10 protein-coding genes are annotated in these 15623 nt (G+C 34.1%); 7 read left to right on the forward strand and 3 right to left on the reverse strand.

Features of this window, described 5'->3' with window-relative positions; genetic code table 11:
* Positions 1 to 6: 6 nt before the first annotated feature.
* Entirely contained in the window at positions 7 to 243 is a 237-nt protein-coding gene (locus ABJM36_RS12015) for a hypothetical protein (protein WP_348451692.1), read from the forward strand.
* A gap of 273 nt (positions 244 to 516) precedes the next feature.
* Here ABJM36_RS12015 and ABJM36_RS12020 read toward each other — a convergent pair whose 3' ends face one another.
* A complete protein-coding gene (locus tag ABJM36_RS12020; RefSeq protein ID WP_348451694.1) occupies positions 517 to 966 on the reverse strand; it encodes a nucleoside deaminase in 450 nt (149 codons plus the stop codon).
* A 39-nt stretch (positions 967 to 1005) separates the two neighbouring features.
* Here ABJM36_RS12020 and dxs point away from each other — a divergent pair, with 39 nt between their 5' ends.
* Entirely contained in the window at positions 1006 to 2760 is a 1755-nt protein-coding gene (gene dxs, locus ABJM36_RS12025; protein ID WP_348451695.1) for a 1-deoxy-D-xylulose-5-phosphate synthase, read from the forward strand.
* 265 nt (positions 2761 to 3025) lie between these two features.
* Positions 3026 to 6262: a two-component regulator propeller domain-containing protein gene (locus tag ABJM36_RS12030; protein WP_348451697.1), complete on the forward strand. Its 3237-nt coding sequence runs from the start codon at positions 3026 to 3028 to the stop codon at positions 6260 to 6262.
* 158 nt (positions 6263 to 6420) lie between these two features.
* Here the strand turns inward: ABJM36_RS12030 and dgt are convergent, their stop codons facing one another.
* Positions 6421 to 7761, reverse strand: a complete 1341-nt coding sequence (dgt, locus tag ABJM36_RS12035) for a dGTP triphosphohydrolase (protein ID WP_348451699.1) — start codon at positions 7759 to 7761, stop codon at positions 6421 to 6423.
* A 163-nt stretch (positions 7762 to 7924) separates the two neighbouring features.
* Here dgt and ABJM36_RS12040 point away from each other — a divergent pair, with 163 nt between their 5' ends.
* The 3 genes from ABJM36_RS12040 to ABJM36_RS12050 all read left to right on the forward strand — a co-directional run bounded on the left by ABJM36_RS12040 (position 7925) and on the right by ABJM36_RS12050 (position 13585).
* Positions 7925 to 8302 carry a carboxypeptidase-like regulatory domain-containing protein gene (locus ABJM36_RS12040; protein WP_348451701.1) on the forward strand — a complete coding sequence of 126 codons (378 nt, stop codon included), beginning with the start codon at positions 7925 to 7927 and terminating at the stop codon, positions 8300 to 8302.
* A 282-nt stretch (positions 8303 to 8584) separates the two neighbouring features.
* Positions 8585 to 11323 carry a TonB-dependent receptor gene (locus ABJM36_RS12045; RefSeq protein WP_348451703.1) on the forward strand — a complete coding sequence of 913 codons (2739 nt, stop codon included), beginning with the start codon at positions 8585 to 8587 and terminating at the stop codon, positions 11321 to 11323.
* A 255-nt stretch (positions 11324 to 11578) separates the two neighbouring features.
* Positions 11579 to 13585, forward strand: coding sequence for a hypothetical protein (locus ABJM36_RS12050; protein WP_348451704.1), 2007 nt, complete (start codon positions 11579 to 11581; stop codon positions 13583 to 13585).
* A 75-nt stretch (positions 13586 to 13660) separates the two neighbouring features.
* Here the strand turns inward: ABJM36_RS12050 and ABJM36_RS12055 are convergent, their stop codons facing one another.
* Entirely contained in the window at positions 13661 to 13975 is a 315-nt protein-coding gene (locus ABJM36_RS12055) for a nicotinic acid mononucleotide adenyltransferase (protein WP_348451705.1), read from the reverse strand.
* A gap of 394 nt (positions 13976 to 14369) precedes the next feature.
* Here ABJM36_RS12055 and ABJM36_RS12060 point away from each other — a divergent pair, with 394 nt between their 5' ends.
* On the forward strand, positions 14370 to 15575 hold the full coding sequence (locus ABJM36_RS12060) for a porin (protein ID WP_348451707.1): 1206 nt from the start codon (positions 14370 to 14372) through the stop codon (positions 15573 to 15575).
* Positions 15576 to 15623 lie beyond the last annotated feature (48 nt).

The following is a 15623-nucleotide window of genomic DNA, read 5'->3' on the forward strand; positions in this document are numbered from 1 at the left end:
TTAAACATGAAATACATAATATATTTTCTAGCCATAGCCGCATTTACAAGCATCATTTTAGGATTCACCTTAGATGTCGAATATTCTGAAAAACTAATAGGCTTCGGCGTAACCGGTTTGTTTTTAGTGGTTTTTCCGTTATATACCTATTACAGTTGGAAAGATAAAAACATGAAAGATTACATGCTAACCAAAGAAAATTTAGATAAAATGCGCGAAAACCAAAAACGTAAAAAGTATTAAATATCACTTCAAGCATCACACTAATTGGGCGTTCCCCGAAAAGGGTCGGGCTTTCACTACTCAATCTTTTAGCAAAAAGCAAAAAGGATTTCAAACAAACCGTTCAATCCCTAACGCAGGCTAGCCTACAGTAGTCGTTTCCCGTTAACTAGTATCGTACTAATGTAATAACAAAAAAAGGTTCAAGCTCAAGCAATTCCTTTCATTAGCAAGGGATGGTAAATTTCAACTCCATAACGTTAAAAGACAAAGGATTAAACCGAAACAACCTCATCAATTCAAATTCCGTTTCTCAACAAAAAACCGTTTCATAAGTGCCGAAGATTCCTCTGCTAATACACCGCCATAAATCTCAGTTTTAGGATGCAACTTGGTTTTTAAATTAATACAACCACGAGTTTCATCTCTAGCACCATAAACAATTTTAGAAATCTGACTCCAATACAGCGCACCCGCACACATTTGGCAAGGTTCTAACGTTACATACAAGGTACATTTTTGAAGATATTTACCACCCAGAAAATTAGATGCCGCAGTTATGGCTTGCATTTCGGCATGTGCCGTTACATCGGTTAATGTTTCTGTTAAATTATGTCCGCGTGCAATAATTCTGTTATCAATAGCTATAACAGCACCAACAGGAATCTCACCTTGTTCAAAAGCAGCCTCTGCTTCCTGTAGCGCTTTCTTCATAAAATAGGTGTCGTCAAAAGGTTGTATCATGATAGCAAAAATACAAATTCATTCTTGTACTTTTGCTTTGTGCAAAAAAGTCTATTAAAACAAATTAACACTCCAAAAGAACTCCGTCTTTTAAACCAAAAAGACTTACCTCGACTTGCCAAGGAGTTACGCGAATTCATCATTAATATTGTCGCTACTAAAGAAGGTCATTTAGGAGCCAGTTTAGGTGTTGTAGAATTAACCATAGCATTACATTACGTTTTTAACACACCAACAGATCAATTGATTTGGGATGTTGGTCATCAAGCTTACGGGCATAAAATTTTAACAGGCCGACGCGACAATTTTCATACCAACCGTCAATGGGGTGGTTTAAGCGGATTCCCAAAGCGAGAAGAAAGTGCCTATGATGCTTTTGGCGTTGGGCATTCTTCCACCTCTATTTCTGCAGCCTTAGGAATGGCAATTGCTTCAAAATTAAAAGGTGAAAACAAACACCATATTGCTGTTATTGGCGATGCCTCTATTGCTAGCGGAATGGCTTTTGAAGGTTTAAATCATGCAGGCGTTACCAAGGCTAACTTATTAGTTATTTTAAATGACAACGCCATTGGTATAGACCCAAGTGTTGGCGCATTAAAAATGTACTTAACAAACGTAAAAAAGGGCACTCAAAAACAAGATAATATTTTTGAAGCCCTAAATTTTGACTATTCCGGACCTATTGACGGCCACGATTTAGATGAAATCATTCGAGAGTTAGAACGTTTAAAAACTGTTAAAGGCCCAAAGTTTCTACACGTTATTACCACTAAAGGAAAGGGTTTAAAACAAGCTGAAGCCGACCAAGTAAAGTATCACGCTCCAGGAAAATTCGATGCTAAAACAGGTGACTTACCAATTAAATCTACCCAAGTTCAAGCACCTAAATATCAGGATGTTTTTGGACACACCATTGTAGAATTAGCAAAACTAAACAAAAACATTGTAGGAATTACACCTGCAATGCCAACAGGAAGCTCATTAAAATACATGATGGAACAAATTCCAGATCGTGCTTTCGATGTTGGAATTGCCGAACAACACGCCGTAACACTTGCTGCAGGTATGGCTACACAGGGATTAATACCATTTTGCAATATATATTCCACCTTTTTACAGCGTGCTTACGATCAAATAATACACGATGTAGCGATACAAAAACTACCCGTTATTTTTTGTTTAGATCGTGCTGGTTTAGTTGGCGAAGATGGGGCAACACACCATGGTGTTTTCGATTTAAGTTATTTACGTTGTATACCTAACCTCATCATTTTTGCACCACGAAACGAAGTTGAGTTACGCAATATTATGTACACAGCTCAATTAGGTTTAGAGCAACCCATTGCCATTCGTTATCCAAGAGGACGGGGTATTACTGTAGATTGGAAACAACCATTTTCTAAAATTGAAATTGGAAAAGGTGTTACTCTTAAAAAAGGAAACAAACTTGCCATTTTAAGCATTGGCACCATTGCTAAAAATGTCACTGCAGCACTTGCTAATTTAGATGTTTCGCATTACGATATGCGTTTTGTAAAACCATTAGACGAAAACTTGCTTCATACCATTTTTAAAACTTACGCCATTTTGGTTACCATTGAAGACAATAGCATTAAAGGTGGCTTTGGTTCTGCTATTTTAGAGTTTGCTTCTAAAAATAATTATAAAAACACTATTAAAATTTTAGGCATTCCTGATACTTTTGTAGAACATGGTAGTGTTAATAAACTTCAAGAATCCGCTGGGTTAGATATTGGAAGTTTAATGACTATTTTTAGTGGACTTATTTAAAAAACACTAGCAGACTTTTTCTTAAAACTTAACTAGTTTCAGTTAAGGTTCGAAAACACGTATTTCACTGTATAAAAAATATCACATTAGAGTCTTAACACAAGGTAAACCTCATATTCCGGATAAGTAAATACATATAAAAATCAAGCTTTTACGTATTATATCCATACTAACATCAAAACGTGTTTTAGGCTTCTAAAAAAGGACTTTTACTAATCGTTTTGATTAATATTTCACTATTTTTATATCTACAAAAGATTCATAAATGAAACATGTTTTAAGTAGAATATTTTTTACTTCAATATTCTACGTCCTTATACTTACCAACCTTAATGCTCAGACTACCAATCACTTTGTGGAGCAAATTGGTATTGAAAAAGGGCTTTCATCTAATTACCCTAATAGTATTATTCAAGACTCTAAAGGATTTATATGGATTGGCACCAATAATGGGTTAAACCGATACGATGGCTATCAATATAAGGTGTTCAAGTACGATGCTAATAACACCAATACCATTTCAGATAATTTGATTACTAATTTATTAGAAGATTCTTATGGAAATATTTGGATAGCAACAAGTGGTGGTGGATTAAACCTATACCATACAACTACAGGAGTTATAACTCGTTTTAAACATAAAAAAAATGATGCCACATCTATTAGTAGTAATGTTGTACATCAAATATACGAAGACAGTAAGTCAAGACTTTGGGTGGCGACAAAAAACGGTTTGAATTTATTCGACCAATCCACAATGACTTTTAAAAGCTGGTTGCAACCTAATAATTGTCAAAAATGCAAATATTCTATAAAAGCTATAGTTGAGGATCACAATGGGAATCTATGGATAGGCGATGAATTTTATGGACTTTACTACTTCAATCCTTCAAACGGTGAATTTACGAAACCGCATTTAAAATATACAGGTGAACACCAATTGCCTTCAGATTTCATACATGATTTAGACTTTTCAAAAGGCACGTTATGGGTTGGAACAGACCATGGACTAGCACTATTAAATACACTTACCGAAACGTATGAAATTCTCCCATTAGACAATATTAACGATAGAGATTTTATTCAAGATGTGTACATATGGAGTATTTATAATGATAGCGATGGAAGCATTTGGTTATGTACAAATGGTAACGGCCTCATAAACTACCAATTAGGCACAAACAAAATATCTGTTTATAAGTCTGATGGCAACTCGGATTATAAAATCGGTAATAATTTAGTACAAGATGTGCTTGTTGATAAATCAAAAAACATTTGGATAGCAACAAGAGGAAACGGACTGAACAAATTCAATTTAAAAAATCTGATATTTAAACATTGGGAAAATGACGACAACAATAGCAATTCACTAATTAACAATGACGTAAGAGCAATGCTGCAAGATGCAGACGGTACAATATGGATAGGAACCAGTAATGGCCTAAGTCGATTCAATCCCGCATCTAATTTATTTAAGAATTACATAAAGGACTTTAATTATAAAGCCGATATAAAAAAACCAAAAATCCGCTCTATCTATCGTTCAGAAAGCAACGATTTATGGGTTGGTACACAAGGCGGTGCTTTGTACAAATACAACCAGAAACAAGATCGATTTATGCTAGCAGAAGGTTTTGCAAATAGTCCGCTAGCCACTAAAATACGACATATTGAAATTATATATGAGCCAGAAGATGGAACACTATGGTTGGGTACCATAGGAACTGGTTTTCTAGCCTACAATACACTTACTAATGAATATAAAACGGTATACCCAAAAAACAACCTAAATGACGCCTTACTCAATTTATATGTAAACTGCACATTAAAAGCCTCTGAAACAGAACTGTGGGTAGGTAGCAACAGAGGATTGATTTTGCTAAATACCAATACCCTTAAATTCAAATTATGGGAACATAAAGAAGATTGCGACAGCTGTATTGTAGGAAATAAAATTCGTTCTTTATACCGAGATAGTAACAATAACATATGGGTTGGCACCAGAAATGGGTTAGCAATATTTGACCCAAAATCTGAAAAGTTCAAAAATTACGGAATAAATGAGGGTTTACCAAGTGACATTATATATGGCATTTTACCAGACCTTGATGGCAATATTTGGCTAACAACCCCAAACGGGTTATCCAGAGTCACCCCTAGCAACATGGAATTCAAAAATATTACCATCCCTGAAAATAACATTCTTGATATGGGAGGCCATGCACTAGGACTGAATGGTTCTTTATTAGTGGGAGGAACAACTGGGTTTACTATTTTTAATCCGAATGATATAAAAACTAATCCTTACCTGCCTGAAGTTGTATTTACAGATATTAAAATTAATAATAAATCTATGGACTTTGATAAAAGTATTTCCCAATTGACCTCCATAGATTTGTTGTATGACCAAAATAATTTAACATTTGAATTTTCAGCTCTTGAATTCACAAATTCTCAAATCAATAAATACAAATACAAATTAGAAGGATTTAATGATAAATGGGTAGAAAATGGCACTAAACACGACCTTACATTTACAAATTTAGACCCAAAAAAATACGTGTTAAAAATAAAAGGCTCCAACAATGAAGGCGTTTGGAATGAACAAGAAACATCGTTAATTATTAATATAACACCACCTTGGTGGGGAACATTATGGTTTAAAATACTTAGTATATTAATATTTTTTGGATCTATTTTTACAATCTACTATTTACGGATTAACCAATTGAAAAGAAGAGAAGCATCTCTTCAAAAGGAGGTTTCCAAACAAACCAAAGAGCTGGTAAAAAACAACAAAGAACTAGAAGAACTTCACAGAGAAAAGGATGGTATTATTGGAATTGTAGCCCATGATTTACGAGGCCCCCTAAACAATATTTATGGCCTTAGTCAACTATTAGAAGACAATGAAAATTTAGATGAAGACCAAAAAACATATATTAGATACATTAATGAATCTGTAGAAAGCGGCAATAGCTTAATTACAGATTTACTAATTATGAGTAACGTAAACCATCCAGAAAAAAGAATTGATTCTGAAGATTTTAATCTTTCTGAATTTATCGAAGAATGGGAAAAAAGTTATATAACTAGGCTAGACCAAAAAGATCAAAACCTAAGAAAACACCTTGGTAAAGACTCTCTTAAAATTCATGCAGATAAAAAATTGGTAGGTCGTATTTTTGATAACCTAATGACCAACGCTATTAAGTTTTCAAACAAAGGCAGTACTATTGAGTTAACAGCAAAGTCAAGAAATGACTTTATTGATATTTCTTTTAAAGATTACGGACCAGGTATGTCTGATGCCGATAAAAAAATGGCTTTTAAAATGTTTCAAAAACTTTCTGCACGACCAACAGCTGGAGAAAGTTCTCATGGGTTAGGCCTAGCCATTGTTAAAACATTGGTTGAAAAGCTACAAGGGTCTATTATAATTGAAAGCAAATTGGGTGAGGGCACCGAGTTTATTGTTAGTTTACCCGAAGCAAAAATGTAATCACTTCAACGTTACCAATTAAAACTGCATTGGATGTCGAAAAAAGCGTAAGGGATTACAACAGAAAGCCCAACCCTATTGGTAACCTGTCGACTGGCAGGCGCCCCACTTCTCTATATATCCAGAAATAGATTCGGAACACTCGAAGTGATATTTTTCTAAAAACTAATTCCTTTAATTTTCTTGTAATCTAATATAGCCTTACTATCTGACAGTAATGACACATAATAACACACACTTGATAAACGGTTGTACAGACTTGAATCTTCAACCTTTATATTTTTTGGCAAGCCTTTTAATATTAGTTTGTCATAATTAGATCCAGAGTTATTAAAGCAGTTATTTATGGCAGTGGTATAGGTTTTTAATAGTGTGTTTATAACCCCATAACCTGCAATTTCTTTATCGATTACCTCTGTAGATTGATAAATATTATCAACACTTATTTTAATAACGTCTTTAATTTGAGCGTCATATTTGCTTTTATCAAGCAAGGCACAATCAAAATTGCCATTTAAAATAGCAGCTTCGTGTTCCATAAAAATATCGACGGCCTCGTTAATAAGCGAACCTATGGCAAGGGCACGCAAATAACCTACGCGATCTTCCTTGGTGGAAAGCGCATAATAATTTTCTGGTCTTATATTATGTCGTATAATTTTAGAAAGGTATTCTAAGGCAAATTCTTCTTGAATAAGACCAAGATTAATACCATCTTCAAAATCGATAATGGTGTAGCAAATGTCGTCGGCTGCTTCTACTAAATAGGCTAATGGGTGTCTAGCATAACTTAAATCGGTTTGACTTCGTTTGGTTAACCCGAGTTCGTTTACAACATCTTGAAAAGCTTCTTTTTCAGACTGAAAAAAGCCATACTTTTTATCGGCTATATGTTTTGTTGGCTTTTTAGGTAATGACTCCTTTGGGTATTTCATGAATGCCCCAAGGGTAGCGTAACTTAACCGCAGTCCACCAAGTCGACCTGCCCGGTCTTCGGTTAAAATTTTAAATCCGTTGGCATTACCTTCAAAATCGCATAAATCTTGATATTCTTTATCGGTTAATTGAGATTTGAACGATTTACCCTGTCCTGTTTTAAAAAATTCGCCAATAGCCTTTTCTCCAGAGTGCCCAAAAGGCGGATTTCCTATATCGTGCGCCAAAGCTGCGGCAGCTACTATGGCTCCAAAATCGTTGGCTTGATACCCAAGCGTACTTTGTAAATGTGGATGTTTTTCTAATAATTTTTGACCTACACGTCTGCCTAATGAACGGCCCACTACGCTAACCTCCAAACTATGCGTTAAGCGTGTGTGTACAAAATCGGTTTCAGATAATGGGATAACTTGCGTTTTGTCTTGAAGACTCCTAAACTCTGATGAGAAAATAACCCGATCATAATCTACCTCAAAGCCCAATCGCGTTTCATCTTGTTCTTTACGTATACGTTTACTAGTGTCGCCAAAGCGTTTTAAGGATAAAAGTTGCTCCCAATTCATAATTTTGTATTCAATTAACTGGTGGCAAGATAATAAATTCGTGACTTAACGGGCTGGTAAATTACTTAACATTAGGGTAACCTTTTAATCATTTATGTTTAATGATTTGGTAACATAACAAAGCGCTGTTGGCATGTATTTTTGCAGTTCATTCATAACACTCATGAAACAAATAATTTACATCGCTTTATTTTTTATTTCGTCATTATCTTATGGTCAAAATACTGGTTCTATACAAGGAAATTTACTAGATTTTGAATCGAATAACGAGCCTTTAATACTTGCTAAAGTAGTATTAAAAGAAACTGGAGCCCAAGTTTTAACTGATGACAATGGCATTTTTAAGTTCGAGAAGTTGAACAATGGCGAATACACCTTGGTAAGTAGCTTTGTTGGTTATGACACTAAAGAAACAAAAATTACGGTAGCATCAGATGCTGCAGTAGTAAAGGTAATACTAGAACCTAGTACATTATCTTTAGAAGATTTAATGGCTACTATGGCTAGCGCAGATAACAGTGCATCAGCTAGCAACAACTAATTAGCAATACTTAATTTTTAAAGACATTATATAGAAAGCAGCTTTCACTTAAAATGGAAGCTGCTTTTTTTATACCTCAATTTAAATGTTTTAAAATAGACTGAAACTGTTATTTACTTTACAACCCCAATTTTTAATGTTAACTCAGTGTAAACTATTATAAAAAAATTAGGGTTTCCATTAACATTTATCTAACACTTTTATTACAGTTATTTAATCCGTTGGTAACGTTAAGTTTTTAAAACGTTGGTTTCTTTGCAGCGACAAAAATAGATTATTACAATGAAAAAACTATTACAAGCAATAACGCTATTAACAACTGTATTTTCTTATGCTCAAACGGGCTCTGTAAAAGGAAAACTAACAGATAAAGAATACAATAATGAACCCTTAGCCTTTGCTAATGTTATTGTAAAAGGAACAACTACAGGTACAACATCGGACTTTGATGGGTATTATACCTTAAACAATTTAGAAGCTAAAGACTATATATTAATAGTAAGTTTTGTTGGGTACCAAACTCAAGAAATACCAGTTACTGTAATTGCGGGAAAAGAATTAGAACTTAATGTGGTAATGAGTGCAAGTGCTGCCTCTTTAGACGAGGTTGTTATTACCACTACAACACGAAGAGCAAGTGAATCTGCCCTTTTATTTGAACAGAAGAAAGCGGTTGTAATAAAAGAAAGTATTGGAGCAGAACGTTTATCTAAAATTGGTGTTTCTGATGCCGCTGTTGCAACTACTAAAATAGCAGGTGTTTCTAAAAGTGAAGGTTCTGGAGATATTTATATTAGAGGTTTAGGTGACAGATACCTTTCTACAACCATGAACGGTTTACCAATACCTTCTGATGATGTAAACAACAAAAACATTAACCTTAACTTATTTTCAACTAACATAATTGAAAATGTTGGAATTAGCAAAACCTACGCTACATCTAGTTACGCAGATCAAACTTCGGGAAATGTTGATATAACCTCAAAAGGCTATTCTAAAAAAGGCGCAACTGTTAGTTTAAGTTCTGGCTACAACACCAATGTATTAGGTTTAGATGGCGGTTTTAAAAGAAGCGTTGCTACAGAAGATGCGACTTTAGGTTTCCATAAAAAAGAATATGCACTTGTAGATTTAGTTACAAAACAAGGTTGGGATCCACTTAAACAAAAAAGCACTGGTAATTATGGAATTTCGCTTTCTGGTGGTCAAAAATTTGAAGTATTTGGAAAAGAACTTAAAGTATTTGTTGCGGGTTCTCACTCTAAATCTTCAGAATACCAAGAAGGACTTTTTAGAAGTTACAGATCAAATATTTTAGATAACGAATTTACAGATACCGAATCTTTTACTACTAAAACAAACACAACAGGTTATGTTAATTTAGGATTAAAACTAAATGATAACCACAGGCTTAAAATTAGCAGCCTATCTGTTAACACAAGTAACGATAATGTTTACGAGCAAGGTAGAAATGGTGAAGGTTATGTTTTTGATCAGGACCCACAAGAAGATGGTGCTTTTGTTAGAGACCAAAACTTTAAACAAACTATTTTATTAGTAAATCAAATTGAAGGTTCTCATCAAATTAAAGAAAACAACAAATTAACTTGGGCTGCTGGTTACAACTATGTATTAGCGCAAGAGCCAAATAGAGTTAGAAATGAAGCTAATATTTTAGATGAAAACACCGTGCAATATGCTCACGTTGGAGATTTTCAGCAAAGAAAGTCTAATCAGAAAATTGAGGATACAGAGTATAACGCCTTTATTAATGATGCCATTTCTTTTGGAACCTTAGATGAAGACGATAACCACCCTTTTAAATTAAACTTCGGCGCTAACTTCCGTCAAAAAGATAGAGTCTTTAGCTCTTTGTTTATTGGTGTTAGAGCGAGAGATTTTCAAGTGCCATCTGTAGATCAGTTTTCTGAAACGTTTACTACAGAAAATTTCGAAAACGGCCTCGTTTTAAGAGAAAGAGAAGCCGATAGATACGATGCCGATTTAAATGCTATTTCGGGTTATGCTAATTTAGATTTCCATTTAGGACAGAAACTTTCTGGTAATGCCGGTGTACGTTTTGAGCGTGATGAAATTAATGTGCTTTGGGATGTTGCTAACTACGTTGGTCGTGTTGGTTCTATTAAAAAAGAATATTCTGAATTATACCCAAGCTTAAACTTAAAATACACATTAAATGATAAGCATGCCGTTCGTTTTGCTTCTAGTTTAACGCAAACCTTACCAGAGTTTAAAGAATTAGCACCTTTCGAATATGTATCGCCAACAGGTCGTGTAACTAGAGGTGATCCAGATTTAGAAAAATCGGATGTATTTAATGTGGATTTAAAATACGAATTTTTCCCTTCAAAAGGACAATTAATTTCTGCAACAGCATTTTATAAAGACATTAAAAACCCTATTAACTTGGCACAAACTAGAGGGTCTTCAGGAATATTTGAATATGCCAACACAGGAGATAACGCTAATATATTTGGTTTTGAATTTGAAACGAGAATCGAGCTTCTTAAAAATGAAGATCAAGAAAGTCTTTTAGATTTCAACACCAACATTACAAAAATGTGGTTTAATCAAGATTTATTAGAAGATTTTCAATATAAAGGCATCACAGAATCTGATTTACAAGGTGCTTCAGATTTAATCTTAAACAGCTCATTAAGCTACAACAGTAAAACTGAAAAAGAGTTTAATGCTACGTTAACAGGAAACTATTCTTCAGATAAAGTATTCGCCTTAGGATCGCCAGAAGATTTTAGTAATAGTGCTGTACTTTATAATGATGAAATTATTGAAAAAGGATTTTTTACTCTAGATTTCGTTGTAAGCAAAATGCTAACTGAAAAGTTACAAATTAAATTAGTTGGTAGAAACTTACTAAACCCAGATATTCAACAAACACAATTAGTAAGAAATATTAATACAGGTGTTGAAACTGATGAAGTGGTACTTTCTTATAAAAAAGGAGCACAATTAAACCTAAGCCTTAAATACGATTTTTAATTCTAATCAAGAATCTATTTAAAACCTATAAAATGGTTTTAAAATCCTAAAACAAACCTCAATACATAGTATTGAGGTTTGTTCATTTATATACTAATCTTTCGTGATAATTAACTATTAACAATCGCTTAACATAAGTACATATTTAGCGGGTTAAAGGTAACTTATGCTTAATATTTAATTAAACAGTAAGCAACATAAATCCGCTTAATTTGCAGAATAAACATACATAATAAACCAAAATTAAAAATAGAAATGAAAAATTTATTTGTAAAACTACTTAGCATTTCAATGGCCTTTGGTGCTATTACTTTAACGAGTTGTGATTCTGAAGATCCTGCCCCAATAACTGGTGGTACAACCGCAGTTATGGAGAACCTAGATGCAGGTGTTTTAAACGGTACCTTAACGGAAGATTACACACTATCTTCAACTACAACCTATAGCTTAACTGGACAATTTATTATTGATGAAGGCGCGACATTAAATATTCCTGCTGGAACAAAAATTCTTGCTGATAATGGTGGAACAAATGTTTACATCGCAACATTAATGGGAGGTACAATAAACATTAACGGATCTGCTGGAAACCCAGTTATTATGTCTTCTGCAGATGGTAACCCTGGTGATTGGGGCGGATTAACATTATGTGGTAAAGCAACAACTACTGCTGGTGTTAATGCTACTGCTGAAGTTGGTGGGTTTATTTATGGTGGTACCGATGATTCTGATAGCTCTGGTATTATTAGATATTTACAAATTTCTGGTACTGGTGCTCAAATTAACTCAGAATCTCAATATAATGGTGTTTCTTTTTACGCTGTTGGATCTGGCACATTAGTAGATAACATTGCTGTTATTAATGGTGATGATGATGGTGTTGAGTTCTTTGGAGGAACTGTTGAAGTAAGTAACCTATACTTAGAAAACAATAGTGATGATTCTATTGACTGGACAGAAGGTTGGAACGGTAGCATTACTAATGCTTACATTTCTAACACCGTTGCTGGTTTCTCTACAGTTTTTGAAGGTGACAAAGATAACGGTAACCCAAAATTTAATAACATTACAGCCGTATCAACTGTTGGCGGTACTGCATTACAATTCAAGAAAACTTCTGGAGGAACTATTGATGGGCTTTCTTTAGTTGGTTACGATATTGATTTAGATATGAAAGATGGTGGCGACATAACTAACGTTATTTTTGTAGATGGCTATACACCCGTAGCATTCGCTTCAAATGACGATCAATTGGTTAGCGGTGAATACTACTACGCGCTTAACACTACTGTTGTTCCTAACACAACTGCCGAAGACTTTGCTTGGGTAAGTTCAAATATTTCTTTTGAGAGTAGCTTACTTCAAGGAGCTGTAACAGGAAATGTAACTTTAGACGCTTCTATTTCTTATGTTCTTAACTCTTCTTACATCATTCAAGATGGTGGAAAATTAACCATTCCTGCTGGAACAAAAATTACGGCTAGAGATGGTGGAACAGGAGTTTACATCGCTGTATTACAAGGTGGCCAAATAGACATTCAAGGTACTGCTACTAATCCTGTTGTAATTGCTTCTGCATCTTCAAGTCCTGGAGATTGGGGAGGTTTAACAATTTGTGGTAATGCAACAACTACCGCTGGTGTTGATGCCACTGCAGAAGTTGGTGGATTTATTTATGGAGGCACTAATGATGCTGATAATTCTGGTTCTGTAACCTACTTAGTTCTTAAAGGAACTGGTGCTCAAATTAACTCGGAATCGCAATACAACGGTGTTTCTTTATACGCTGTGGGTTCTGGAACTACTTTAGAAAACATCTCTGTAATTAACGGTGATGATGATGGTATTGAGTTCTTTGGTGGAACTGCTTCTGTAACTAACATTTACTTAGAAAACAATAGTGATGATGCTGTTGATTGGACTGAAGGATGGAACGGAACCGTAACAAACACGTACATTTCAAATACTGTTGCTGGATTCTCTACTGCTTTTGAAGGTGATAAAGATAACGGAAACCCTAAATTTGTAAATGTTACTGCTATTTCTACTGTAGGAGGAACAGCTTTACAATTCAAAAAACAATCTGGAGCAACTATTACAGATCTTTACTTAAGCGGATATGATACTAACATCGACATGAAAGATGATGGTCCTTTAGCTAACGTAATTATCGATGGTGCTGCTGCAACCACAACTGATGCATACAACACAGGAACACAAGTAAACATCTCTTCTTGGAGTTGGATAAATGCAAGCCTATAAACGGTAAAACAACAGATAATAAAAAAGCATCCCCATTGGGATGCTTTTTTACATTTAACACTTTACTATAAAAACCTATAGTGAAGCAACATTATTTTCATACTTGACCACCTTTTTAGATCCGTCAATCCAATAAATCCATTTGCCGACTTTCTTTCCATTATCATAATTAGCAGAAACTGTTTTTTTACCTTCTGTGTTAAAGCTTAACCAAACACCATGTAATTTACCATCTGCCGTGTAAGAACCTGTTTGGCTTACAACACCATTGTCATGATAATAAACAACATCAATTAAATTTGTGTCTTTATTAAGTTTTAAATCTCTCTTTTGTTGACCAAAAGATACCACAGTAATTAAAAAGGCAAAAACAAATAATAACTTCTTCATAATTATGGGGGTTTTAACATTATATCTCAAAGATAAACAATAGTTAACATTCACACAACACTCACTTAACATTGAGTTAACATTGAAATTTTAATTATCTGTATTACAGATACTTAATCTTAAATAATAATTAAAGATTTAACATTGGAAATTAATAATTACTTAATATACAGGTTACCTTTAGATGATGTTAAACCTAGATATTTGTAAAGTCTTAAGACAAAAAAAATTAGTTTTTCATATAATCTATTAGTTTTTGTCGACTACATTATCATGATTTCTAATGGACTGTCTTTGGCCGAGGCAGTCTTTTTTTGTTCTAAAGTTAATCATTAGGAAACATTAAGTTAACATTAGTTTTAGTTATTTGCAGCGACAAAAACTAATAACTACAATGAAAACTAAATTAACTCTAATAGGGTTACTTCTGTTCGTCATGACTTCTTTAAGCGGACAGGAAATTACATCAGGTAAATTTGGTAATGGACTTTTTAACCTTGTTGGTAAAGATAGTTCATGGACCATGAGGGTTGGCTTACGCGCACAACTACTAGGAACTTCAACATGGGAAGATGGCGAAAGTGGAGAAACCAGTTTCTTAATAAGAAGATCTCGATTAAAATTTGACGGATTTGCTTATAGTCCAAAATTAAAATACAAAATAGAACTTGGCTTATCTAACAGAGATCAATCTGGAGCATCAGTGTATACAAGTAACGCCCCTCGTTATATTTTAGATGCCGTTTTAATGTGGAATTTCCATAAAAACTTTGTTATTTGGTTTGGGCAAACTAAACTCCCAGGAAATAGGGAACGTGTTATATCTTCAGCAAATTTGCAACAAGTAGATCGCTCCATATTAAATAGTAGATTTACCATAGATCGTGATATTGGTTTTCAATTAAGACATCATTTCAATCTTTCAGAAAAATTTGTGGTACGCGAAATATTTTCTTTAGCACAAGGTGAAGGTCGTAATATTACAACAGGAAATTTAGGAGGACATCAATACACCGGACGAATTGAGTTATTACCTTTCGGAAATTTTTCAAGCAAAGGCGATTATAAAGGGTCCGATTTAAAAAGAGAACAAACCCCTAAACTAGCACTTGGTGTTAGTTACGACCATAATAACAATGCCGTTAAAACCCGAAGTAACCAAGGGTCTTATATGGTTAACGACACCGGTTTTTATAAAACCAACATCAATACCCTTTTTGTAGATGCTATGTTTAAATATCAAGGGTTTTCTTTTATGGCCGAATATTCTAACAGAGATGCCAAAGATCCATTTGCAAAAAACTCGGACGGGTCTTTACTTTTCGATGACGACAACGACCAAGTTATTGTACAAGTTGGTAAAGGTTTAAATTTACAAACGGGAGTTCTACTTAAGAATGATTGGGAGGTATCCGGACGTTTCACCACCATAGATTGGGATAAAATTACGGGTAACTCTAACCAAAATCAATATACATTAGGGCTTTCAAAATATATTGTTGGCCATAAACTAAAAGTTCAAACAGATATTAGTCATTTAGAAGTTGCAGCTGGAAATAACGAACTCATGTATAGATTACAATGCGATATCCACTTTTAAAAAAATAACAATTACATAACACATTATATATTAATACTCATGATATTT

The sequence above is a fragment of the Algibacter sp. genome (assembly GCF_039977455.1).
Lineage (GTDB): Bacteria > Bacteroidota > Bacteroidia > Flavobacteriales > Flavobacteriaceae > Algibacter_B.

Coding starts and splice junctions, on each gene's coding strand:
- ABJM36_RS12050 (WP_348451704.1), top strand. CDS start 11,579: ATGAAAAATTTATTTGTAAAACTACTTAGCATTTCAATGGCCTTTGGT.
- ABJM36_RS12040 (WP_348451701.1), top strand. CDS start 7,925: ATGAAACAAATAATTTACATCGCTTTATTTTTTATTTCGTCATTATCT.
- ABJM36_RS12060 (WP_348451707.1), top strand. CDS start 14,370: ATGAAAACTAAATTAACTCTAATAGGGTTACTTCTGTTCGTCATGACT.
- ABJM36_RS12055 (WP_348451705.1), bottom strand. CDS start 13,975: ATGAAGAAGTTATTATTTGTTTTTGCCTTTTTAATTACTGTGGTATCT.
- ABJM36_RS12020 (WP_348451694.1), bottom strand. CDS start 966: ATGATACAACCTTTTGACGACACCTATTTTATGAAGAAAGCGCTACAG.
- ABJM36_RS12030 (WP_348451697.1), top strand. CDS start 3,026: ATGAAACATGTTTTAAGTAGAATATTTTTTACTTCAATATTCTACGTC.
- dgt (WP_348451699.1), bottom strand. CDS start 7,761: ATGAATTGGGAGCAACTTTTATCCTTAAAACGCTTTGGCGACACTAGT.
- ABJM36_RS12015 (WP_348451692.1), top strand. CDS start 7: ATGAAATACATAATATATTTTCTAGCCATAGCCGCATTTACAAGCATC.
- ABJM36_RS12045 (WP_348451703.1), top strand. CDS start 8,585: ATGAAAAAACTATTACAAGCAATAACGCTATTAACAACTGTATTTTCT.